At 67.0% G+C, this 21,147-nt stretch carries 20 protein-coding genes and 1 pseudogene; 5 read left to right on the top strand and 16 right to left on the bottom strand.

The window, feature by feature from the left end:
* Positions 1-11 precede the first annotated feature (11 nt).
* A complete protein-coding gene (locus BMY22_RS09925) occupies positions 12-674 on the top strand; it encodes a 5-formyltetrahydrofolate cyclo-ligase (RefSeq protein WP_090621622.1) in 663 nt (220 codons plus the stop codon).
* Position 675: 1 nt separating this feature from the next.
* Here BMY22_RS09925 and BMY22_RS25205 read toward each other — a convergent pair whose 3' ends face one another.
* Complete coding sequence (locus BMY22_RS25205) at positions 676-810, bottom strand: hypothetical protein (RefSeq protein WP_279626354.1); 135 nt, start codon at positions 808-810, stop codon at positions 676-678.
* Between the two features lie 187 nt (positions 811-997).
* On the opposite strand from BMY22_RS25205, the gene BMY22_RS09920 reads away from it, so the two are divergent.
* Entirely contained in the window at positions 998-1,423 is a 426-nt protein-coding gene (locus BMY22_RS09920) for an EVE domain-containing protein (protein ID WP_090621621.1), read from the top strand.
* 43 nt (positions 1,424-1,466) lie between these two features.
* Here BMY22_RS09920 and BMY22_RS09915 read toward each other — a convergent pair whose 3' ends face one another.
* From BMY22_RS09915 to trxA, 4 genes are all read right to left on the bottom strand, one after another.
* Entirely contained in the window at positions 1,467-2,435 is a 969-nt protein-coding gene (locus BMY22_RS09915) for a CDP-6-deoxy-delta-3,4-glucoseen reductase (protein WP_090621619.1), read from the bottom strand.
* Between the two features lie 92 nt (positions 2,436-2,527).
* Positions 2,528-3,994 (bottom strand): 4-hydroxy-3-polyprenylbenzoate decarboxylase, encoded by a 1,467-nt coding sequence (gene ubiD / locus BMY22_RS09910; protein ID WP_090621618.1) that lies wholly within the window; start codon positions 3,992-3,994, stop codon positions 2,528-2,530.
* Positions 3,995-4,091: 97 nt separating this feature from the next.
* Entirely contained in the window at positions 4,092-5,351 is a 1,260-nt protein-coding gene (rho, locus tag BMY22_RS09905) for a transcription termination factor Rho (protein WP_090621617.1), read from the bottom strand.
* Between the two features lie 333 nt (positions 5,352-5,684).
* Positions 5,685-6,011, bottom strand: coding sequence for a thioredoxin TrxA (gene trxA, locus BMY22_RS09900; protein WP_090621616.1), 327 nt, complete (start codon positions 6,009-6,011; stop codon positions 5,685-5,687).
* A 307-nt stretch (positions 6,012-6,318) separates the two neighbouring features.
* Here trxA and ppx point away from each other — a divergent pair, with 307 nt between their 5' ends.
* On the top strand, positions 6,319-7,824 hold the full coding sequence (gene ppx / locus BMY22_RS09895) for an exopolyphosphatase (protein WP_090621614.1): 1,506 nt from the start codon (positions 6,319-6,321) through the stop codon (positions 7,822-7,824).
* Between the two features lie 45 nt (positions 7,825-7,869).
* On the opposite strand, the gene ppk1 is transcribed toward ppx, so the two are convergent.
* Entirely contained in the window at positions 7,870-10,092 is a 2,223-nt protein-coding gene (gene ppk1 / locus BMY22_RS09890; protein ID WP_090621613.1) for a polyphosphate kinase 1, read from the bottom strand.
* 18 nt (positions 10,093-10,110) lie between these two features.
* Entirely contained in the window at positions 10,111-11,124 is a 1,014-nt protein-coding gene (gene hemB, locus BMY22_RS09885) for a porphobilinogen synthase (RefSeq protein WP_090621611.1), read from the bottom strand.
* Positions 11,125-11,479: 355 nt separating this feature from the next.
* Here hemB and elbB point away from each other — a divergent pair, with 355 nt between their 5' ends.
* Positions 11,480-12,133 (top strand): isoprenoid biosynthesis glyoxalase ElbB, encoded by a 654-nt coding sequence (elbB, locus tag BMY22_RS09875; RefSeq protein WP_090621608.1) that lies wholly within the window; start codon positions 11,480-11,482, stop codon positions 12,131-12,133.
* A gap of 5 nt (positions 12,134-12,138) precedes the next feature.
* Here elbB and BMY22_RS09870 read toward each other — a convergent pair whose 3' ends face one another.
* The 4 genes from BMY22_RS09870 to BMY22_RS09855 form a co-directional block, all read right to left on the bottom strand.
* The gene (locus BMY22_RS09870) at positions 12,139-12,588 is read right to left on the bottom strand and encodes a YaiI/YqxD family protein (protein ID WP_090621607.1); all 450 of its coding nucleotides are present in this window, start codon (positions 12,586-12,588) and stop codon (positions 12,139-12,141) included.
* Between the two features lie 135 nt (positions 12,589-12,723).
* Positions 12,724-13,353, bottom strand: a complete 630-nt coding sequence (locus BMY22_RS09865; protein ID WP_090621604.1) for a LysE family transporter — start codon at positions 13,351-13,353, stop codon at positions 12,724-12,726.
* A gap of 121 nt (positions 13,354-13,474) precedes the next feature.
* On the bottom strand, positions 13,475-14,230 hold the full coding sequence (locus tag BMY22_RS09860; RefSeq protein ID WP_090621603.1) for a TerC family protein: 756 nt from the start codon (positions 14,228-14,230) through the stop codon (positions 13,475-13,477).
* Between the two features lie 61 nt (positions 14,231-14,291).
* Positions 14,292-16,202 (bottom strand): ATP-binding cassette domain-containing protein, encoded by a 1,911-nt coding sequence (locus tag BMY22_RS09855; protein WP_090621601.1) that lies wholly within the window; start codon positions 16,200-16,202, stop codon positions 14,292-14,294.
* A 50-nt stretch (positions 16,203-16,252) separates the two neighbouring features.
* Between BMY22_RS09855 and BMY22_RS09850 the strand changes: the two are divergent.
* A pseudogene (locus BMY22_RS09850) lies at positions 16,253-16,696 on the top strand (TIGR02444 family protein); the annotation flags it as partial.
* Between the two features lie 16 nt (positions 16,697-16,712).
* On the opposite strand, the gene BMY22_RS09845 reads toward BMY22_RS09850, so the two are convergent.
* The 5 genes from BMY22_RS09845 to BMY22_RS09825 form a co-directional block, all read right to left on the bottom strand.
* Positions 16,713-17,411 (bottom strand): AlgP family protein, encoded by a 699-nt coding sequence (locus tag BMY22_RS09845; protein ID WP_090621600.1) that lies wholly within the window; start codon positions 17,409-17,411, stop codon positions 16,713-16,715.
* Between the two features lie 141 nt (positions 17,412-17,552).
* Positions 17,553-18,020: a sigma D regulator gene (rsd, locus tag BMY22_RS09840; RefSeq protein WP_090621598.1), complete on the bottom strand. Its 468-nt coding sequence runs from the start codon at positions 18,018-18,020 to the stop codon at positions 17,553-17,555.
* Between the two features lie 202 nt (positions 18,021-18,222).
* Positions 18,223-18,714, bottom strand: a complete 492-nt coding sequence (locus BMY22_RS09835; protein WP_090621597.1) for a disulfide bond formation protein B — start codon at positions 18,712-18,714, stop codon at positions 18,223-18,225.
* A 124-nt stretch (positions 18,715-18,838) separates the two neighbouring features.
* Positions 18,839-20,068 (bottom strand): heme biosynthesis protein HemY, encoded by a 1,230-nt coding sequence (locus BMY22_RS09830; RefSeq protein WP_090621595.1) that lies wholly within the window; start codon positions 20,066-20,068, stop codon positions 18,839-18,841.
* Positions 20,065-21,078 carry a uroporphyrinogen-III C-methyltransferase gene (locus tag BMY22_RS09825; protein WP_090621707.1) on the bottom strand — a complete coding sequence of 338 codons (1,014 nt, stop codon included), beginning with the start codon at positions 21,076-21,078 and terminating at the stop codon, positions 20,065-20,067. The genes BMY22_RS09830 and BMY22_RS09825 overlap by 4 nt, the downstream gene beginning before the upstream one ends.
* Positions 21,079-21,147 lie beyond the last annotated feature (69 nt).

Here is a 21,147-nt window from a genome sequence, read left to right as displayed (position 1 = left end):
GCCCATTCGGCATGATCGAAACCGCCGGCCTTTCTCGCGCCCAACTGCGCCGCCTGCTTCGCCAACGGCGTCGCGCACTCGCCCCCCACCGCCAGCGCCAGGCCGCTCGCCGGCTCTATCGCCAGCTGGCACAGCATCCGCTGTTCCGCCGCTGCCGCCATGTCGCGCTGTACCTGCCCAACGACGGCGAGATCGATCCCGGACTACTGCTCGAAGCCGCGCAGCGGCGCGGCAAGGCGACCTACCTGCCGGTGCTCAACGCCTGGCCGGCGACCCGCATGGTATTCCAGCGCGTCCGTCCCGGGGAGGCACTGCGCCTGAACCGCTTCCGCATCCGCGAACCCCGCCCGAACCGGGCCCGGCAACGCAAGGTCTGGACACTGGATCTGCTGCTGATGCCACTGGTCGGCTTCGACCCCGAGGGCGGGCGGCTGGGCATGGGCGGCGGGTTCTACGACCGCAGCCTGGCCTATCGGAGCCGCCACGAATACTGCCGCAAACCCGTGCTGCTGGGCCTGGCCCACGAATGTCAGAAGGTCGATCGACTGGCGCTGGCCAGCTGGGACGTGCCGCTGGAGGCTACGGTGACGGACCGGGCCTGGTATGCGGCCGACAAGCGGAGGATGACGAGACGGGAGCAGGAGCACCGCAGTCCCTGCGGTGCCTGCGAATAACTCAAAGACTCCGGAACAGGCTCGGCGACGAAGCGCCCTGCTGTTGTTCCCAGTGACTTTGCGCGTAGCCTGTGGTGACCACTCCCAATCCGAAGAGAATGACAAGAACCCACAGCAGATCTGGCTTGCGCTTCATCGATTGCCTCCCCCTTCAAGGCACTTCACGATGACGAACGGCGATTGGCAGCGACCGCGAACGGCCACCCTCCCCCAAGAAGCGGCGGCATTCTCCGCCAACTCGATCAGTCAATCAAACCCCTGCCCGTCAATGAAATCGACGCTTCTTCCGACGTTCCGATGACCGGCATTTCGAGATACGTCCCATGCCGTACTGGCTGATGAAATCCGAACCCGACGTGTTGTCCGCGGCTACCCTACAGCGCCTCCACCAGGCGCGTTGGGATGGAGTGCGCAATTATCAGGCGCGCAACTCCCTGCGCAGCATGCAGGCCGACGAGCTGTTTTTCTTCTATCACTCCAGCTGCTCGCGACCGGGAATCGCCGGAATCGGCCGGATCGTCCGGACGGCCTACCCGGACCCCAGCGCCCTCGACCCGCGCAGCCCCTACTTCGATGCCCGGGCCAGCACAGTGAAGAACCCGTGGAGCGCGGTCGATGTGGAATTCGTCGAAGCCTTCGCCGGGATCATCGACCTGGTGTGCCTGCGCAGCGCCCCGGGACTGGCGAAACTGCCGCTGCTGCAGAAGGGCAGCCGGCTCTCGGTGATGCCGGTGGACGCCGGCGAGTGAGTCGCCATGCTCGCACTGCGCTGAGCGGGCGCGGCCGAAGGCGTCAGGTCCGGGGAGCATAGGCGAAGACGTCGGCGCGCATCTGCCGGGCCTCCATGCCGCCCTCGACCAGCGCGTCCAAGGTAGCGTAGACCATCCCCGGCGAACCGCTGGCGTAGACCTGCAGCGCCCGAAGATCGGCGAAGTCTTCGCGCACCGCCTCGTGCAGCAGGCCGCAGCGCCCCTCCCAGCCGCACAGGTCGCTGACCACCCGATGCAGGTGCAGGTTGGGCAGGTGCTGCCACTCCTCCCCGTAAGGCAGCCGGTAGAAGTCCTCCGGCCGCCGCGCCCCCCAGTAGAGGTGGATCGGCTTGGCGAAGCCGTTCGCCCGGCAATGCTCCACCAGGCTCTGCATCTGCGCCATGCCGGTACCGGCGGCGATCAGCACCAGCGGCCCGTCCGGCAGCTCGCCCAGATGCGCCTCGCCGAACGGCAGGCGCACGCGGGCGAAGCCCTGGCGGCGGATGAATGCCAACAGCTCCTTGGCCGACGCCTCGCGCGCCAGAACGTGCAGCTCCAGTTCGCGCCCCATGTCGGGCGCCGAAGCCAGGGAAAAGGAAGAGAAGCTGCCGTCCTCGCGCTGCAACTGCAGGTACTGCCCAGCATGGTAGCGCGGCGGCTTGCCCGCCGGGGCGCGCAGACGCACGCGGAGCACGTCGCCGCCGAGCGCTTCACAGTCGATCAACTGGCAGCTCAACTCGCGCACAGGCAGCTCGCCCGGCGCCAGCACGCCGTCCCAGTGCAGCACACAGTCCGCCAGCGGCTCGGCCTGACAGGCCAGCAACTCGCCGTGATCGAGTACCTCGTCGCCCTGGCGCACCCGCCCCTCGACCAGGCGTGCCGCGCAGGCATGGCAGTTGCCATTGCGACAGCCTTGCGGACACTCGTAGCCGAGACGGAGTGCGGCATCGAGGATGGATTCGCCGATGCCTACTTCGAGTTCGGCGCCGGAGGGTTGCAGGGTCACTTTCATAATGCTCCGCCCCCTGGAGGGGTAAATCATGGGAGCGACCTTTGCCGCGAAAGGACACGCGGCAAAGGTCGCTCAGCGCCGGCCAGCGACCATCAGTCGATGCCCAGCAACGGCCAGAGTTCGTCGACGCGCTGCTTCACTGCCGGGTCCTGGCGGATCGCCCGTCCCCACTCGCGGCTGGTTTCGCCCGGCCACTTGTGGGTGGCGTCCAGCCCCATCTTCGAGCCCAGACCGGAAACTGGCGAGGCGAAATCGAGATAGTCGATCGGCGTATTGTCGATCAGCACGGTGTCGCGCTTGGGGTCCATGCGCGTAGTGATGGCCCAGATCACGTCGTTCCAGTCGCGGGCATTGATGTCGTCGTCGGTGACGATGACGAACTTGGTATACATGAACTGGCGCAGGAATGACCAGACCCCCAGCATCACCCGCTTGGCATGGCCGGGATACTGCTTCTTGATGGTCACCACCGCCATACGGTAGGAACAGCCCTCCGGCGGCAGGTAGAAGTCGACGATCTCCGGAAACTGCTTCTGCAGGATCGGCACGAACACCTCGTTCAACGCCACGCCGAGCACTGCCGGCTCGTCCGGCGGCCGGCCGGTGTAGGTGCTGTGGTAGATGGCGTCGCGACGCTTGGTGATGCGCTCGATGGTGAACACCGGGAAGCGGTCGACCTCGTTGTAGTAACCGGTGTGGTCGCCGTAGGGCCCCTCGTCGGCCATCTCGCCGGGATGGATGTGGCCCTCGAGGACGATCTCGGCGCTGGCCGGCACCTGCAGGTCGCTGCCGACGGCCTTGACCAGTTCGGTGCGCCGGCCACGCAGCAGGCCGGCGAAGGCGTATTCGGAAAGGGTGTCCGGCACCGGGGTGACCGCACCGAGAATGGTCGCCGGGTCCGCCCCCAGCGCCACCGCCACCGGGTAGGGGCGATCCGGATGCTTCTGGCACCACTCGCGATAGTCCAGTGCGCCACCACGGTGGCTGAGCCAGCGCATGATCACCTTGTTGCGGCCGATCACCTGCTGGCGGTAGATACCGAGGTTCTGCCGCTCCTTGTTCGGCCCGCGGGTGATGGTCAGGCCCCAGGTGATCAGCGGTGCAGCGTCACCCGGCCAGCAGTGCTGCACGGGCAGCTTGCCGAGATCGACCTCCTCGCCCTCGAGGATCACCTCCTGGCAGGGCGCGTCCTTCAGCACCCTGGGCGCCATGCTGACCACCTTCCGAAACAGCGGCAGCTTGCTCCAAGCATCCTTGAGCCCCTTGGGCGGTTCCGGCTCCTTGAGGAAGGCCAGCAGCCTGCCGATCTCGCGCAGTTCGGAGACCTCCTCGGCGCCCATGCCCAACGCCACGCGCTGCGGCGTGCCGAACAGGTTGCCGAGCACCGGCATGTCGAAGCCCACCGGTTTCTCGAACAGCAACGCAGGGCCACCGCGGCGCAGGGTACGGTCGCAGATTTCGGTCATTTCCAGCACGGGCGAGACCGGCGTCTGGATACGCTTGAGCTCGCCGCGCGCCTCCAGGACGCGCAGGAACTCGCGGAGATCGGAATATTTCATGGGAACTGCAGGCCTCTCGCTGCAAGCCCCAAGCCAGAGCGTCACGGCGCCAACCTGCACCCCTTGCGGCCCGAGGCTTGCGGCTTGTCGCCGCGGATTATTTCCGCTTCATCGACTGGAAGAATTCCTCGTTGGTCTTGGTGTCCTTCAGACGGTCGAGGAGGAATTCGATGGCGGCGATCTCGTCCATGGGATGCAGGATCTTGCGCAGGATCCACATGCGCTGCAGCTCTTCCTCACCGGTCAGGAGCTCTTCGCGGCGAGTGCCGGAACGGTTGATGTTGATCGCCGGGAACACGCGTTTCTCGGCGACGCGCCGGTCCAGCTGCAGCTCCAGGTTGCCGGTGCCCTTGAACTCCTCGTAGATCACCTCGTCCATCTTCGAACCGGTTTCCACCAGTGCGGTGGCGAGGATGGTCAGGCTGCCGCCCTCCTCGATGTTGCGCGCGGCGCCGAAGAAGCGCTTGGGCTTTTCCAGGGCGTGGGCGTCGACACCGCCGGTGAGCACCTTGCCGGAGCTGGGGATGACCGTGTTGTAGGCACGCGCCAGGCGGGTGATGGAGTCGAGCAGGATGACCACATCCTTCTTGTGCTCGACCAGGCGCTTGGCCTTCTCGATGACCATCTCGGCGACCTGCACGTGACGGGTCGGCGGCTCGTCGAAGGTGGAGGCGACCACTTCGCCGCGCACGGTGCGCTGCATCTCGGTCACTTCTTCCGGACGCTCGTCGATCAGCAGGACGATCAGATGCACGTCCGGGTTGTTGCGCGTGATGTTGCTGGCGATGTTCTGCAGCATGATCGTCTTGCCAGCCTTCGGCGGTGCGACGATCAGACCGCGCTGGCCCTTGCCGATCGGCGCGCAGAGATCGATCACGCGGCCGGTAAGGTCTTCGGTGGAGCCGTTGCCGGCTTCCATGGTCAGACGGGCATTGGGGAACAGCGGGGTGAGGTTTTCGAAGAGAATCTTGTTCTTCGCGTTTTCCGGCCGGTCGAAGTTGATCGAGTCGACCTTGAGCAGCGCGAAGTAGCGCTCGCCCTCCTTCGGCGGACGGATCTTGCCGACGATGGTGTCGCCGGTGCGCAGGTTGAAGCGGCGGATCTGGCTCGGCGAGACGTAGATGTCGTCCGGACCGGCCAGGTAGGAGGAGTCCGCCGAGCGCAGGAATCCGAAGCCGTCCTGAAGGATCTCCAGCACGCCATCACCGGAGATTTCCTCGCCGCTTTTCGCATGCTTCTTCAGCAGGGAGAAGATCACATCCTGCTTGCGCGAACGGGCCATGTTCTCCAGGCCCATCTGTTCGGCCATTTCCAGCAGTTCGGTAATAGGCTTTTGCTTGAGTTCGGTCAGATTCATAGAGGCGATAAGAGGGCAGGAAAGCGTTGAGCTTGGGAAAGCCGCGCCGCAGGGAAGGCGATCGGATCGCTGTACTTATTCTAAGGGATGCGTCGGCGACGACTGACGGAGGACAGCGGTAAACTCGCTGCGAGAACCGAATCTAACACCCCGAAAAAGGTGAGTCCAGCCTCGCACGACAAAAACCGCCCCTCCGAACCGGGCAAAAAGGCCGCTTTCGACCTTCATCTATCCGTATGCAGGTTGCCGGGCTCGAGACCACGGGCCCCACCCGCCCCTGGCATGCACGCTTTCGGCCGGCCCGGAAGCGGGAGACGCGCCTGGAAGGCAGACTCAGATATTGCTGTCGAGAAAGGCCGCCAGTTGCGACTTGGAGAGAGCGCCGACCTTGGTCGCCTCGACGTTGCCGCCCTTGAACAGCATCAGGGTCGGAATGCCACGCACGCCGTATTTCGCCGGAGTTCCCTGGTTCTCGTCGATGTTCAGCTTGCAGACCTTCAGCCTGCCCTCGTAGTCCTTGGCGATTTCGCTGAGCACCGGGGCGATCATCTTGCAGGGTCCGCACCATTCGGCCCAGTAGTCGACGAGCACCGGACCCTCGGCCTGGAGCACATCCTGCTCGAAGCTGGCGTCGCTGACGTTGGTGATGAGTTCGCTCATGGAAAATCTCCGTGGTCGGAAGCACAAATTTCCGGACATGATAGCCCGCATTGGCCGGCACAGGAAAGCGAGCACGCCGCCCTGCCCGCCCCCATCCATCAGCGGGCGGAAAACGCCGACCGGGCGCAAGTCGCCGGCCCGTCGCCCCGAACCCTCCCGGGAGACATTCGGGCGCATCGTCCCCACCGACACCCAGCTCTATAATAGATTGTTTATCGTTCAACCCGCTTTGGACCCTTCATTCGGAAACTGGTACAACTGCTCTCCCGTGGCCGGACGGCGCGGTTCTGCCATCGAGACACTTGACATGCCCAAAACCCAAGCCGAGAGCTTCCCCCTGATTGCCGCCATCGACCTTGGCTCCAACAGTTTCCACATGGTGCTGGCCAAACCCGAGCGGACCGAAATCCGCCCCCTCGAGCGCCTGGGCGAGAAAGTCCAGCTGGGTGCAGGACTCGACGACCAGCACCAACTCAGCGAAGAGGCCATGCAACGCGGACTCGACTGCCTGCGCCGCTTCGCCCAACTGATCAACGGCCTGCCCAAGGGAGCGGTGCGCATCGTCGCCACCAACGCCCTGCGCGAAGCGCGCAACCGCAACGAGTTCATCCGCCGCGCCAACGAGATACTCGGCCACCCGGTGGAGGTGATCTCCGGCCGCGAAGAGGCGCGCCTGATCTACCTCGGCGTCTCCCACACCCTCCCCACCGCGGCCGGCAAGCGCCTGGTCGTGGATATCGGCGGCGGCAGCACGGAATTCATCATCGGCGAGAATTTCGAACCGCTGCTGCGCGAAAGCCTGCAGATGGGCAGCGTCAGCTACACCCGCAACCATTTCGCCGACGGCAAGATCACCCCGGCCCGCCACGCCCAGGCCTATACCGCGGCGCGCCTGGAGCTGATGTCCATCGAGAATGCCCTGCAGCGCCAGGGCTGGCGGGAGGCGGTGGGCTCCTCGGGAACCATCCGCGCGGTCGGCCAGGCGATCCAGAGCGGCGGCTACAGCAACGGCGAAGTGACCGCCGAAGGCATCGCCTGGCTGAAACGCAAGCTGTTCAAGCTCGGCGACGTCGACAAGCTGGACATGGACGGCATCAAACCGGATCGCCGAGCCATCTTCCCCGCCGGCCTGGCGGTCCTGGAGGCGGTGTTCGACGCCCTGCAGCTGCAGACGATGACCTACTCGGATGGCGCCCTGCGCGAAGGCGTGCTCTACGACCTGCTCGGCCGCCACCACCACGAGGACGTCCGCGAGCGTACCCTCGGCTCGCTGATGGCGCGTTATCACGTCGACGTGGAACAGGCCACGCGGGTCGAGGCCAAGGCGCTCTCGGCACTCGACCAGGTCGCTGCGGCCTGGGGGCTGGAGGACGAGAGCCATCGCGAACTGCTGGGCTGGGCGGCACGAGTGCACGAGATCGGCCTGGACATCGCCCATTACCACTACCACAAGCACGGCGCCTACCTGATCGAGCACTCCGATCTGGCCGGCTTCTCCCGCAAGGACCAGCAGATGCTCGCCCTGCTGGTCCGCGGCCATCGGCGTAACCTGCCGCGCGACAAGTTCAACGAATTCGGCAGCGACGATGGCAACAAGCTGGTGCGGCTGTGCATCCTGCTGCGCGTCGCGATCCTCTTCCACCACATCCGCGGCACCCAGGAGATGCCCAAGGTGCAGTTCCGCGCCGACGAGCGCGAACTGGAGTTGACCTTCCCTGAGGGCTGGCTGAACGCCAACCCGCTGACCCAAGCCGACTTCGAACAGGAAGCCGAGTGGCTGGCGCGGGTCGGCTACAGCATCCGGGTGCGCTGAAGCCCTGACGGCGGCGAGGCCGCCATCGGCGGTCTCGCCTTGCCCTCAACGCGTACCGAGCAAGGGGCTGCTCAGTTTCTCCAGCAGCATCGCCTGGGCATTGCGCGGATTCTGGTTGCCGCTCGGGCTGTTGCGCAGGTAGCTGCCGTCGGGCTGCAACTGCCAGCTCTGGGTGTTGTCGCCGAGGTAGGCCTCCAGCTCCTTCTTCACCCGCAGCATCAGCTTCTTGCCCTCCACCGGGAAGCAGGTTTCGATCCGCCGGTCGAGATTGCGCTCCATCCAGTCGGCACTGGACAGGTAGAGCTTCTCCTCGCCGTCGTTGAGGAAGTAGAACACCCGCGTGTGCTCGAGAAAGCGGCCGATGATCGAGCGCACCTGGATGTTGTGCGAGACCCCCAGGATCCCCGGACGCAGGCAGCACATGCCGCGCACGATCAGATCGACCCGCACCCCGGTCTGGCTGGCCTTGTACAGCGCACGGATCATCTTCGCGTCGGTCAGCGCGTTGACCTTAACGATGATGTGCGCCGGCTTGCCCTCACTGGCATGCTGGGTCTCGCGGGCGATCATGTCGAGCAGGGCCTTCTTCAGGGTGAAGGGCGCATGCAGCAGCTTCTTCATGCGCAGGGTCTTGCCCATGCCGATCAGTTGATTGAACAGCTTGGAGACATCCTCGCAGAGCGCCAGGTCGGCGGTCAGCAGGCTGTAGTCGGTGTACAGGCGGGCGTTGGCGGTGTGGTAGTTGCCGGTGCCGAGGTGCGCGTAGCGGCGCAGCTCGCCGTTCTCGCGGCGCAGAACCAGCATCATCTTGGCGTGGGTCTTGAATCCGACCACGCCGTAGATGACCACCGCACCGGCCTGCTGCAGGCGGCTGGCCAGTTGCAGGTTGGACTCCTCGTCGAAGCGCGCGCGCAGCTCGACCACCGCGGTGACCTCCTTGCCGTTGCGCGCCGCCTCCACCAGGGCATCGACGATCTCCGAATTGGCCCCGGAGCGGTACAGCGTCTGCTTGATCGCCAGCACGTGGGGGTCCTTGGCTGCCTGGCGCAGCAGGTCGACCACCGGCGTGAAGGACTCGAAGGGATGCAGCAGCAGCATGTCCTGCTTGCCGATCATGCTGAACATGTTCTCGCTGTTCTGCAGCGCCTTGGGAATCACCGGGGTGAAGGGCGCGTGCTGCAGCTCCGGGTGGCTGTCCAGCCCGGTGATGCTGAACAGGCGAGTCAGGTTGACCGGCCCGTCGACCCGGTACATCTCCGCCTCGGATAGGCCGAACTGCTTGAGCAGGTAGCCGGTCAGGTGCTGCGGGCAGGTGTCCACCACCTCCAACCGCACCGCGTCGCCGAAGCGTCGGGAATACAGCTCGCCGCGCAGCGCGCGGGCCAGGTCCTCGACATCCTCGTCCACCGACAGGTCGGCGTTGCGGGTCAGACGAAACTGGTAACAGCCCTTGACCTTCATGCCCTGGAACAGGTCGTCGGCATGGGCGTGGATCATCGAGGAAAGGAAGACGAAGTTGTCGCCGGAACCGCCCACCTCCGCCGGAATGCGGATCACCCGCGGCAGCAGACGCGGCGCCGGCAGGATGGCCAGGCCGGAGTCGCGACCGAAGGCATCCAGCCCCTCCAGCTCGACGATGAAGTTCAGGCTCTTGTTCACCAGCAGCGGGAAGGGGTGCGTCGGATCGAGGCCGATCGGCGTGATGATCGGCGCGATTTCCTCGCGGAAATAGCGGCGCACCCAGGTCTTGACCTTGGGCGTCCAGCTCCGGCGGCGGATGAAGTTGATCTGGTGGCGGGCCAGTTCGGGCAGCAGCACCTCGTTGAGGATGGCGTACTGGCGAGCCACCAGCTCGTGCACCTGATCGCTGATCCAGGGCAGCGCCTGGTGCGGCTGCAGGCCGTCGGCGCCGGCCAGTTCGCGGGCGAAGGCGACCTGCTTCTTCAGGCCGGCGACGCGGATCTGGAAGAACTCGTCGAGGTTGCTGGAGAAGATCAGCAGGAACTTCAGCCGTTCGAGCAACGGATAGGATTCGTCCAGCGCCTGCTCCAGCACGCGGGCATTGAACTGCAGCTGGGACAGCTCGCGATGGATGTACAAGCCGGTGTCGTCCAGGCTCGGCACCGCTATGGCCGGCGCCTCCTGTGGCAGCTCGTTCCGGACGGGCTCCGCTTCCTGTTCGGGCTCCGCCTCCTGGAGTTCGGCGAGCGACTCGTCCGCCGGGTCGGCTTCGAGCAAGGCGTTGTCGTTGAGACCTTCGGTGTTCATCTGCGCTACCCGGAGAAGTTAATGGCCTTGTTTTAGCAGTTCTGCCGCACGCCTGGCGAAATAGGTGAGGATGCCATCGGCCCCGGCACGCTTGAACGCGACCAAGGACTCAAGGATCACCGCCTCGCCCAGCCAGCCGTTCTGGATCGCCGCCATGTGCATGGCGTACTCGCCGCTGACCTGATAGACAAAGGTCGGTACGCGGAATTCGTCCTTCACCCGGCGGAGCACATCCAGATAGGGCATGCCCGGCTTGACCATCACCATGTCGGCGCCTTCGGCCAGGTCGAGAGCTACCTCGTGCAAGGCCTCGTCACCGTTGGCCGGGTCCATCTGGTAGGTGTTCTTGCTGCCCTTGCCGAGGTTGGCAGCCGAGCCTACCGCATCGCGGAACGGGCCGTAGTAGGCGCTGGCGTACTTCGCCGAATAGGCCATGATCCGCACGTTGCCATGTCCGGCTAGCTCCAGCGCCTCGCGGATCGCCTGGATGCGCCCGTCCATCATGTCCGAGGGCGCCACCACCTGGGCACCGGCCGCAGCATGAGACAGCGCCTGCCGGACCAGTGCATCGACGGTCACGTCGTTCTGCACATAACCGCTCTCGTCGAGGATGCCGTCCTGGCCATGGGTGGTGAAGGGGTCGAGCGCCACGTCGGTGATGATGCCGAGTTCGGGGAAGCGCTCGCGCAGGGCACTCGTAGCGCGCTGGGCGATGCCCTCGGGATTCCACGCCTCGGCGGCGTCGAGGGACTTCTTCTCCGCCGGGGTCACCGGGAACAGCGCCAGCGCCGGAATCCCCAGCCCCACCAGCACCTCGGCCTCCTTGAGTAGCAGGTCGATCGACAGGCGCTCGACGCCGGGCATCGACGGGATCGGCTCGCGGCGATTCTCGCCGTCGAGCACGAACACCGGCAGGATCAGATCATTGGTGGTGAGCACGTTCTCGCGCACCAGACGGCGGGAAAACTCGTCACGGCGATTGCGGCGCAGGCGGGTGGCGGGAAACAGACGGTTGGCGGGGGTAAAGCTCACGGCGGACTCCAAGACCCGGGCAGGCGGGCGCAGTGTGACAGTTATAAGCCATCCAAATGACCGAAATATGACGTCCGGAGCGAGCGCCGACGGCGCGCCGCCCCAGCTCCCCATTGTCGCCAGCCTCACCGCCGAGGGCCAGCACTTTGCCCGGAGATACCCCGGAATGCCCGCCGTAGAGCATTCCGAAAAAGGCTTGAAGCCGTTCGGCCATACTGCTGTCATGTCGCTCCACACAGCGAACGGCTAGGATTGGCCGATGGCTCTTCGTCCGCCTCGGACTGGAGCGCTCCGCCCCCAGACCCGCCGGGAAGCCGCCGCTCGCGCAGGCCCCGGCCCATACCCAGGAGGTCCCATGCACAAGAACGTTGCCGTCATCCTCTCCGGCTGCGGCGTCTACGACGGTTCCGAAATCTACGAGAGCGTGCTCACCCTGCTGCGCCTCGACCAGCGCGGCGTCCATGTCCAGTGCTTCGCACCGAACATCCCGCAACTGCAGGTGATCGACCACTATCGCGGCGAGGAAATGCAGGAAAGCCGCAACGTGCTGGTGGAAGCGGCGCGCCTGGCCCGCGGCAACATCAAGGACGTCCGCGAAGGCCGGGTCGAGGACTTCGACGCACTGATCCTCCCCGGCGGCTTCGGCGCCGCGAAGAATCTCTCCGACTTCGCGGTGAGCGGCGCCCACTGCGCCGTGCAGCCCGACGTACTGGCCTTCGCCCAAGCCTTCGCCCAGGCCGGCAAGCCGGTGGGACTGATCTGCATCGCGCCGGCGCTGGCGGCGAAGATCTACGGCCCCGGCGTGCTCTGCACCATCGGCAACGATCCGGACACCGCCGCTGCCCTGACCCGGATGGGCGCCCAGCACGAAGTCTGCGCGGTGGACGAGATCGTCGTCGACACCCAGCGCAAGCTGGTCACCACCCCCGCCTACATGCTCGCCAAGTCGATCGGCGAAACCGCCAGCGGGATCAACAAGCTGGTCGATCGCGTCCTCGAACTGGCCTGAACGACTCAGCGGCTCAGACGCACCAGCAGGCGGTCCAGAGCGCAGGCGAAAGCCTGCCGCTCGCGCTCGCCGTAGGGTGGCTGACCGCCGCCCGCCTGGCCCTGGTCGCGCAGGTCGCTGAGCAGGTTACGCAGCGCCAGGCGCTCGCCCATGTTGCGCTCGTCGAACTCGCGCCCGCGCGAGTCCAGCGCGGCAACGCCCTTCTTGAACAGGCGGTCGGCCAGCGGGATGTCGCTGCAGATCACCAGCTCGCCCGGTGCGGCGTGCTCCACCAGGTAATCGTCGGCCGCGTCCGGACCGCTCGGCACCACGACCAGTCGCACGCAGGCGAAGGACGGCCTGACCTGGCTCTGGCCGGCCACCAGCAGCACCTCGAAATGGCGCTTCAAGGCGAACTTGATCACCAGATCCTTGGCCGCCCGCGGACAGGCGTCGGCATCGATCCACACACGCACGTCTCGGCTCCTGCGCATTAAAGAAAGCGCCAGTATGCCGCAAACGGTCGCTACCGCCGCGCACAACCAGGGCGGCCGGATAATCGGCGCCCAGAAATCCTGCGCGGGCCATGCCCTGGGGATCGGCCTGGGCGATCAGACGGCGCGGCGCACCAGTGCCAGCAGCCCGGCGGCGGCGACGAACAGGGCGGCGAAGGTGCGGTTGAGCAGACGCAGCTGGCGCGGCGAGCGCAGCAGCGGCAGGACCTTCGCCGCCAATCCGGTGTAGCCGGCCATGACCAGCAGATCGACGCCGATCATGGTCGCCGCCATCAGCAGGTACTGCGCCAGGAGCGGCCGGGCGGGATCGAGGAACTGCGGCAGCACGGCGAGGATGAAGACGATCGCCTTGGGGTTGCCGGCGTTGACCAGAAAGCCGCGCAGCACCAGGGCAAGCGGCCGCTCCAGGGGACGCGGGGCGCCCTCGGCGGCGGGCTCGTCGAGCGGCGCGCGCCACTGCTTCCAGCCCAGATACGCCAGATAGGCGACACCGAACCACTTGATCAGGCCGAAGGCCAGCTCCGAGGTCGCCAGCAGCGCGCCGAGCCCGGCAGCGACGATGGCGATCTGCACGGCCAGCGCCAGCTGCAGGCCGACGGCGTTCCAGTAGCCGCGGCGAAAGCCGTGGCTCAGCCCGCTGGACATCGAGGCGATAGCGCCGGCACCGGGCGACAGGCTGATCACCCAGCAGGCGGCGAAGTAGGCGAGCCAGGTTTCCGGGGCCATGGGCGGGTTCTCCGACAGGGAAAGATGGAGACGCCGCCGGCCCGTGACGGGCCGGCGGTACTGCGGTCGATCAAGCGGGGCAGCGAAACGCCACCGCCCCTCTTGCGACAAGCGGCCGGAGTCAGTCCGGCAGGTCCTTGTGCAGCTTCACCGGCTCGCTGAGCTTGCGCTTGAGGGCGGTACGCATGCGGATGTTGAGCGACTCGACCGCCAGGGAGAAGGCCATGGCGAAGTAGACGTAGCCTTTCGGCACATGCACGCCGAAAGCCTCGGCCACCAGCAGGGTGCCGACCACGATGAGGAACGACAGCGCGAGCATCTTCAGCGACGGGTGCTTCTCGATGAACTCGCTGATGGTGCCGGCGGCCAGCATCATCACCAGCACGGCGACGACGATCGCGGCGATCATCACCGGCACGTTCTGCACCAGACCGACCGCGGTGATCACCGAGTCCAGGGAGAAGATGATGTCGATCACCGCGATCTGCAGGATCACCCCGACGAAACCGGCCTTGGCGCCGCCCTCATGGCCCTCCTCCGCCTCGCCTTCGAGGCTGTGCCAGATTTCCATGGTGCTCTTGAAGAGCAGGAAAAGGCCGCCGAAAAACAGGATCAGGTCGCGCCCGGACACGCCCTGACCGAGCACCGTGAACAGGTCGCTGGTCAGGCGCATCACCCAGGCGATCGACAGCAGCAGCAGGATCCGCGTGCCCATGGCCAGCGCCAGGCCGAAGAAGCGTGCCTTGGGCTGCTGCTCTTTCGGCAGGCGACCGACCAGGATCGAGATGAAGATGATGTTGTCGATGCCGAGGACGATTTCCAGGGCGGTCAGGGTGAAGAAGGCGACCCAGACTTCCGGGTTGGTGAGCCACTCCATGTGAGGCTACCTCTCGCTGTGGGGATGATCGTGGAACGTCTCGTCCATACGCGACACGCGCTCAGGCGCCGGCCTCCAGCTGGGCCTGCAGGGTCTCGAGGGTTTCCAGGGCCTCCAGCCAGGCCTCCTCCAGTTCGCCCTCGCGACTCTTGAGCGCGGCTTGCTCGGCCAGCAGCTCGCGCAGCTCGTCCTTGCGCGCGGCCTCATAGAGTGTGCCATCGCCGAGCCGGGTTTCCAGCGCGGCGAGCTTTTCCTGCACCCGGCCCAGCTCCTGCTCCAGCTTGTCCGCCTGGCGCCGGTGTGGCGTCAGTTGCTGGCGCAGGGCGGCGGCGGCCTGGCGCTGGGCGCGCTTGTCGGTCCGCTCGGCCGCCGGCGCGTCCTCGCCGGCCGGCGCCTGGCGGGCGCGATAGTCCACCAGCCAGCGGGCGTAATCCTCGAGATCGCCGTCGAAACCCTGCACGCGGCCGTCGGCGACCAGCAGGAATTCGTCGGTGGTACTCTTCAGCAGATGGCGGTCGTGGGAGACCACCAGCACCGCGCCCTCGAAATCCTGCAGGGCCAGGGTCAGGGCCAGGCGCATCTCCAGGTCGAGGTGGTTGGTCGGCTCGTCGAGCAGCAAGAGATTGGGCTTGCCCCAGGCGATCAGCGCCAGGGCCAGACGGGCCTTCTCGCCGCCGGAAAAATTGCCCACCGGCTCGTCGCAGCGATTACCGCGAAAGTCGAAGCCGCCGAGAAAATCCCGCAGGGTCTGCTCGCGCTCGCCCGGGGCGATGCGCTGCAGATGCAGCAGCGGGCTGGCCTGGGCGTCCAGCGCATCCAGCTGGTGCTGGGCGAAGTAGCCGACCACCAGGTTCTCGCCGCGGGCGAGGCGCCCCCCGAGCGGCTGAAGCTCGCCGGCGAGGGTCTTGATCAGGGTCGACTTGCCGGCGCCGTTGGGGCCGAGCAGGCCGATCCGTGCGCCGGGCACCAGCTGCAGCTTGACCTTCTCCAGCACGACCTTGTCGCCGTAGCCGAGACGACCTTCGGCGAGGTCGAGCAGCGGACTGGAAACCTTGTCGGCCTCGCGGAAGCGGAAATCGAACGGCGAGTCCACATGCGCCGGGGCCAGCTCCTCCAGCCGCTCCAGCGCCTTGATGCGGCTCTGCGCCTGGCGCGCCTTGGTCGCCTGGGCCTTGAAGCGGCGGATGAAGCTCTCCATGTGGGCGCGCTGCGCCTGCTGCTTCTCGTAGGCCTGCTGCTGCTGCGCCAGACGTTCGGCGCGGGTGCGCTCGAAGGCCGAGTAGCCGCCGCGGTAGAGGGTCAGCTGGCGCTGCTCCAGGTGCGCGATGTGATCGACCACAGCATCGAGGAAGTCGCGGTCGTGGGAGATCAGCAGCAAGGTGCCGGGGTAGCCCTTCAGCCAGTCTTCCAGCCAGAGGATCGCGTCGAGGTCGAGGTGGTTGGTCGGCTCGTCCAGCAGCAGCAGGTCGGAGGGGCACATCAAGGCCTGCGCCAGGTTCAGGCGCATCCGCCAACCGCCGGAGAAGTCGCCGACCCGACGCTCCATCTGCTCGGCGAGAAACCCCAGTCCGGCCAGCAGCTTGCGCGCCCGAGCATCGGCGGTATAGCCGTCCGCGTTGTCCAGCTCGGTATGCAGGCGGGCGATGGCCACACCGTCGTGGGCCGCCTCCGCCGCGGCCAGCTCGCGCTGGATGCGCCGCAGGCTGCCGTCGCCGTCGAGCACGTAGTCCACCGCCCGGCGCTCGAGGTCGTCGACCTCCTGACGCATGTGGGCGATGCGCCAGTCCGGCGGCAGCCGGCAATCGCCGGCATCGGGCGAAAGCTCGCCGCGCAGCAGGGCGAACAGGGTGGATTTGCCGGCGCCGTTGGCACCGATGAGGCCGACCTTCTGGCCGGCGTGCAGGGTCAGCTCGGCGCCTTCGAGCAGGCGCTGCGGACCGCGTTGCAGGGTAAGATGCTGGATTCGGATCATGATGGCGGCGGAGTTTATCAGCTTCGCCGCGCGCCGCGGAGGGACACGGCATGCCGCTCGATCTACGGGCCTTCGCCCTGCAGCTGTACCGGCGCCCCGGCGTCGAGTCCGCCTGCCTGCGCCTGCAGGCGCAGGGCGCCGATGTCTGCCTGCTACTCTGCGGCGTCTGGCTGGAGGCGTGCGGCATAAGCTGCACGAGCAGACGGTGCGCTGCGCTGCGACAACTGGCGCAGCCCTGGCAGGCAGAGGTGGTCGCACCGTTGCGACGGCTGCGCCAGGACTGGCGAACGGCTGCCCGCGACGACACAGCGCTGAACGTGCTGCGGGAACGACTGAAGGCGCTGGAACTGGATGCCGAGTGGGAATTGCTGCGGCGCCTGGAAGCGGCCTGCCGCGACTGGCCGGCGGAGCCCGGTGCCGGAGACGCCTGGCTGGAGGGACTGCTGGAAACGACGGAGAACAGCTGCGACGCGCTCGAAACCCTGCGCGCCGCGACGCACGCGGAGCGGATTAGGAGGCGCTTGGCTCGCCCGCTGCGGGGGCGGACGGTGCGCTCGCCCCGACGGACTCGGCCTTGCCGGAGGCCGGCGCCGCGGAGCGGCTCCGGCGTGCCGCCGGCTTGCGGACAGCCGCCGGCTTGGCGGGCTGTTCGGCTGCTACCGACGGACGCGGCGCGCGCTTGGCCGGTGCCTCGCCGGCAGCCGCGGCAGCGGCAGCGGCCGGCCTGGCAGCGCGGGTCACCGCCGGCTTGCGAGCCGCCGCTTTCGGCGCAGGCTGGCTTTTCGGCTTGCCGGCCGAAACCGCAACCCTGGGAGCCGCCAGTGCCTGGGCGGCGGCCTCCCTCACCCGGGCGATCTCCTGTGCCAGCTCCAGAGCCTGCAGGGTGTCATGACGCAGCCGGGCGATGTAGTCGCGGGCCTCCGCCTGGCGCGCCTTGAGTTCGTCGAGCAGCAGCTCCAGTTCGTCGACCGTCTTCCGGCCCTTGGCCTGCGCCTTGGCCTTGCCGGCCAGTGCCGCATCCTGCAGTCTGGCGCGCGCCTCGTGCAGCTTTTCCTGGACCTTGCTGCGCTGCTTCTCCAGCTTGGCCAATGCCCTCTCGGCATCCTGCAGCGCCTCGGCACAGGCCTCTTCCAGATGGACGAGCAGATTCTGCGAAAGCTGCTGCAGCAGATGCAGCGGGGTTGTGACGGGAGGCTTCTTGGCCGGCATGGCATGCTCCTAGCGAAGGGAATCCGTTCATACTAACCGCCCACCCGGCAGCCGCCAATGAGGCGGCGCAGACGGGCGGTCTCCGTGGGAAACCGCACCCTCCGGCGACTGGCCATCGCGGCCCGCCGCCCGACGGAGGAATCAGGCGCTGGCGGCGATCTGCCGGTGCGCGTTATGCAGCACCTCGATCAGGCAGTCCTCCAGCTCGAAGCGTTCGCGCAGCAGGCTGCCAAGCGCCTCGATCTCGCGGCTCAGGGAGCCGTCCTGGCAATCGCCGTTGTCGCAGCGGTCGTTGAAGGCCAGTGCCGCCTGGGTGATCGCCTCGAGACGGGGATAGATCTGCCGGGCCAGGTCGAGCCCGCGCCGGTCGCCGAAAGCCTCGGCCTCGTCCATCAGCTGCTCGTACACCTCGAAATGGCCGGCGGAGACGTAATCGACCAGCAGCTCGCAGAAGACCTGCAGGGCCTCGGCATTGGCCACGGGGGCCGACTGCTTGTGATTGATGGACCCGAAGGCATCGACCAGCTCGCGGCGCTCGGCCAGCCAGCGATCGATCAGGAGATGGACGCCGCCCCAGCGTTCCTGGGCGTCTTGATGGAGTTCAGGCATTGTCTGGCTTCCCTACGTTGTTTTGTTTTCTAGCTCTGCGGGCTCGCTATCGGTGCGTCCGGCTTGGGAAGGTGTGTCGAACCGCAGGATCGACCACATGGCGGCAGAGTATGCCCGTCGCGCCGTGCCAGCAAGCCATGCGCCGACGAAAGTTCATACGCTTGTTCGAGGCGCCGGGCCGGCGCCCCGGGAGAGGGAGAGATCAGACGCGGCGCAGCAGCTGGAACAGAGCGAACAGGATCATCGCGACGAACGCCAGCAGACTCCACTCCGGCAGGCTCATGCCGAACAGCGTCCAGCCGACCTCGGCGCAGTCGGCTGTGCCGTGCAGGACCTGGCGGACGATTTCCTGGAACGGCAGCGCCTCCATCATGTATTCAAGGCTCGGCAGGCAGGACGGCAGCTGATCCGGCGGAATGTTCTGCAGCCAGACCTGCCGCCCGGCGGTGGCCGCACCGCCCGCCGCGGCGAGCAGGGCGAGGCCGGCATATACCCGCCGGCCGATCGGCGCCGGGCCGTGCAGCGCGGCTACCAGGCAGACCAGGCCGAAAAGGATGACGAAGATGCGCTGCACGATGCACAGCGGGCAAGGTTCCAGGCCGACCCCGTGCTCCAGGTAGAGCGCGCCGCCGAGCAGTGCGAGGCAACCGAGAAAGGCGAGAAGGAAGGGGGAACGTGGGCTGGCCAGGTTCATGGCTGCTCCGAGTCGAAGACAAGGGCGCTACGGTAGAGGAAAGCGCCCCGGGCTTTCAAGACGCGAAAGCTCTAGGGCGCTCGATTCGTGCGGGACATGACACTCGCCCGCACGACGACCCGCATCAGGGCGTAGCCGGCTCGGGTAGTGCAGGAAGCCGGTCGAGCTGCAGTCCTTCCTGGAACAGCCGGTTGCTGTGCTCGGTCTCGCCCAGCAGGGCCAACAGGCGCGCCAGCTCGGCACAGGTCTCGGCGCTGCGGCTGAGGGCCAGGCTGGCCTCCAGGTATTCCCGCGCCTTGCCGGACTGCTCGTTGACCAGGCACAGGCGCCCCAGGGTCAGCAGCAGCAGCGGATCGTTCGGCTGCTTCTCCAAGAGACTCTGGGCCAGATGCAGCTGCCGCGCCGGATCGCTGCTGCGCACCTGGCCGTAGAGATAGGCCAGGCGGTCCTCGTAGTGCTGCTTGAGCGCCGCGCGCAAGACTGCCTCGGCCTCGTCCTCGGCGCCCAGCTCGCGCAGACGCGTGGCATAGGCGTAGAGCAGGTCGGCATCGTGTTGCAGCGACGAAGGCATCTGGCTCCAGCAGCCGGTCACCAGACTGCGGGCGGTTTCGCCGTCCTTCAGCTCGCCCTTGCCGGCCCGCTCCAGGGCAGCGGCCCAGGCCAAGTGCTCCAGCTCGTCCAGCTTGTCGGCCGGCAGCACCTTGCGCTTGCGCAGCGTGGGCAGCAGCAGGCACAGCGCCGACCAGTCCTGCAGCTGGACGTAGAGCTTCTGCAACAGGCGCAGGACATAGGGATGCTGGGGATGATCCTCGTTCAGTTGCTGCAGGCCGGCCAGCGCCTGCCGGTATTCGCTGCGGTCGATCAGCAGACGGGCTTGGGTCAGGCCGATGGCGACCTCCGCCTTCGGGTCGCGCTCGCGGGCCTCGCGCAGCAGCTCGTCGCTCTGGGCATATTCGCCCAGCTCGTTGGCTGCCCGAGCGGCGCCCAGGTAGTGCACCAGCGGCTGCTGGTCGCCGGTCGCGGCCCGGGTCAGCTGGTGCAGCGCCTGCTGCCAGTTGCCCTCGGCCAGATCGCGCTGCCCGCGCAGAGCGGCCTGGCGGGCACGCCGGTTGCGGTTGCGCTGCGACCAGGGCAACACCAGGCCGGCAGAAGCGGCGACCAGGCCGACGATCCAGCGCAGGACGAAGAAGGCGACGACCAGCACCAGCAGCAGGCCGAGGAAGACCCAGAGGCTGGACTCGAAACGGTAGCCCTTGTAGGCGAACAGCACGTAGCCCGGATGTTCGGCGATGGCCATGCCGAGCAGGGCGGCGCCGGCGATGACCGCCAGCAGAAGCAAATAAAGGCGGCTCATTGACGGGCGCCCTCCTTCTTGGTGGAGGCGGCGGCCGCTTCGGCCTCGTCACGCTGCGCCTGGCGGCGCTGCAGATAGTTCTGTAGGACGCTCACGGTCGACGACAGATCGGGCATCTGCAGCGCTACCGGCTGCCTGGACAGCTCGGTCAGCCGCTTGCCGAGGGCGGCGCTCTGCGGATGCTCGGGATTGAACTGCCCGGCCAGCACGTCCTGGGCCTGCTGCAGCGCCTGCCGATAGACCTCGGGGGAGGCGTTCAGCACTGCCCACTGAGCCTGCTCCAGGGCCAGAGCCAGGGTCAGACGGACCTGCGCCAGGTTCTGGCCGCTCAGCAACGGGCGGATGTCCTGACCGGCGTGCAGGTCGACACGCACGAAGCGGGAGATCTTTTCCCACCACTGCTGCCAGCGGTCGGCGACGACCGGCGCCTGCTCCTGCTCGTAGATCGGCGCCAGCGGCTTCAACTGGGCGGCCTGCTCGCGCAGCGCGCCGAGGCTCAGGAAGAGTCCGATGCGGTCGGGCGGTGTCAGGCTGCGCAGGGTTTCGAGGCTGCGCGCCAGCACTTGGCGCACCGGAAAGGAGGCCGGGTCGTCCTGCTCGCGGAGGATGCCGTCGGCCGCTTCGAGCAGGCGCTGGGCGCTGTTGATGTCCTGCATGGCCGACAAGCGCAGGTTGGCCAGGCGCAGCAAGTATTCGGCCTCGGCTAGCCGCCAGTCCTCGCGGCTGGCACCGGTCAGCTTGTCCAGTCGCTGGACGAGCTTCTCCTGCCCGCTCTCGAGCATGGCCATGGTCCGCCAGCGCTCTTCCAGCTCGGTGCGCGCCGGAAACTGCGACAAGCGGCCGGTGATGCTCCGCTCGCTTTGCTTCAGAGCATCCATCTGGCCGCTCAAGGCCTCATCGAAGCGGCTGCTCTGCGCCAGTTCGCCGGCCTGCATTTCGCGCAGTTGCCAGAGACCCCAGCCGCCGAGACCCGCGCCGCCGGCGCCGATCAGCAGGGCCAGGACGGCCACCGCGCCGGAAACTCCGCCGCCGCTCTTGGCGGGCATGACGGGCGCGGCGAGCGGTTGTTCATTGTTATT

This window comes from Azotobacter beijerinckii (genome assembly GCF_900110885.1).
Taxonomy (GTDB): Bacteria; Pseudomonadota; Gammaproteobacteria; order Pseudomonadales; family Pseudomonadaceae; genus Azotobacter; species Azotobacter beijerinckii.
The sequence above is the reverse complement of the archived record's forward strand: the minus strand, read 5'-3'. Positions and strand labels throughout refer to the sequence as shown.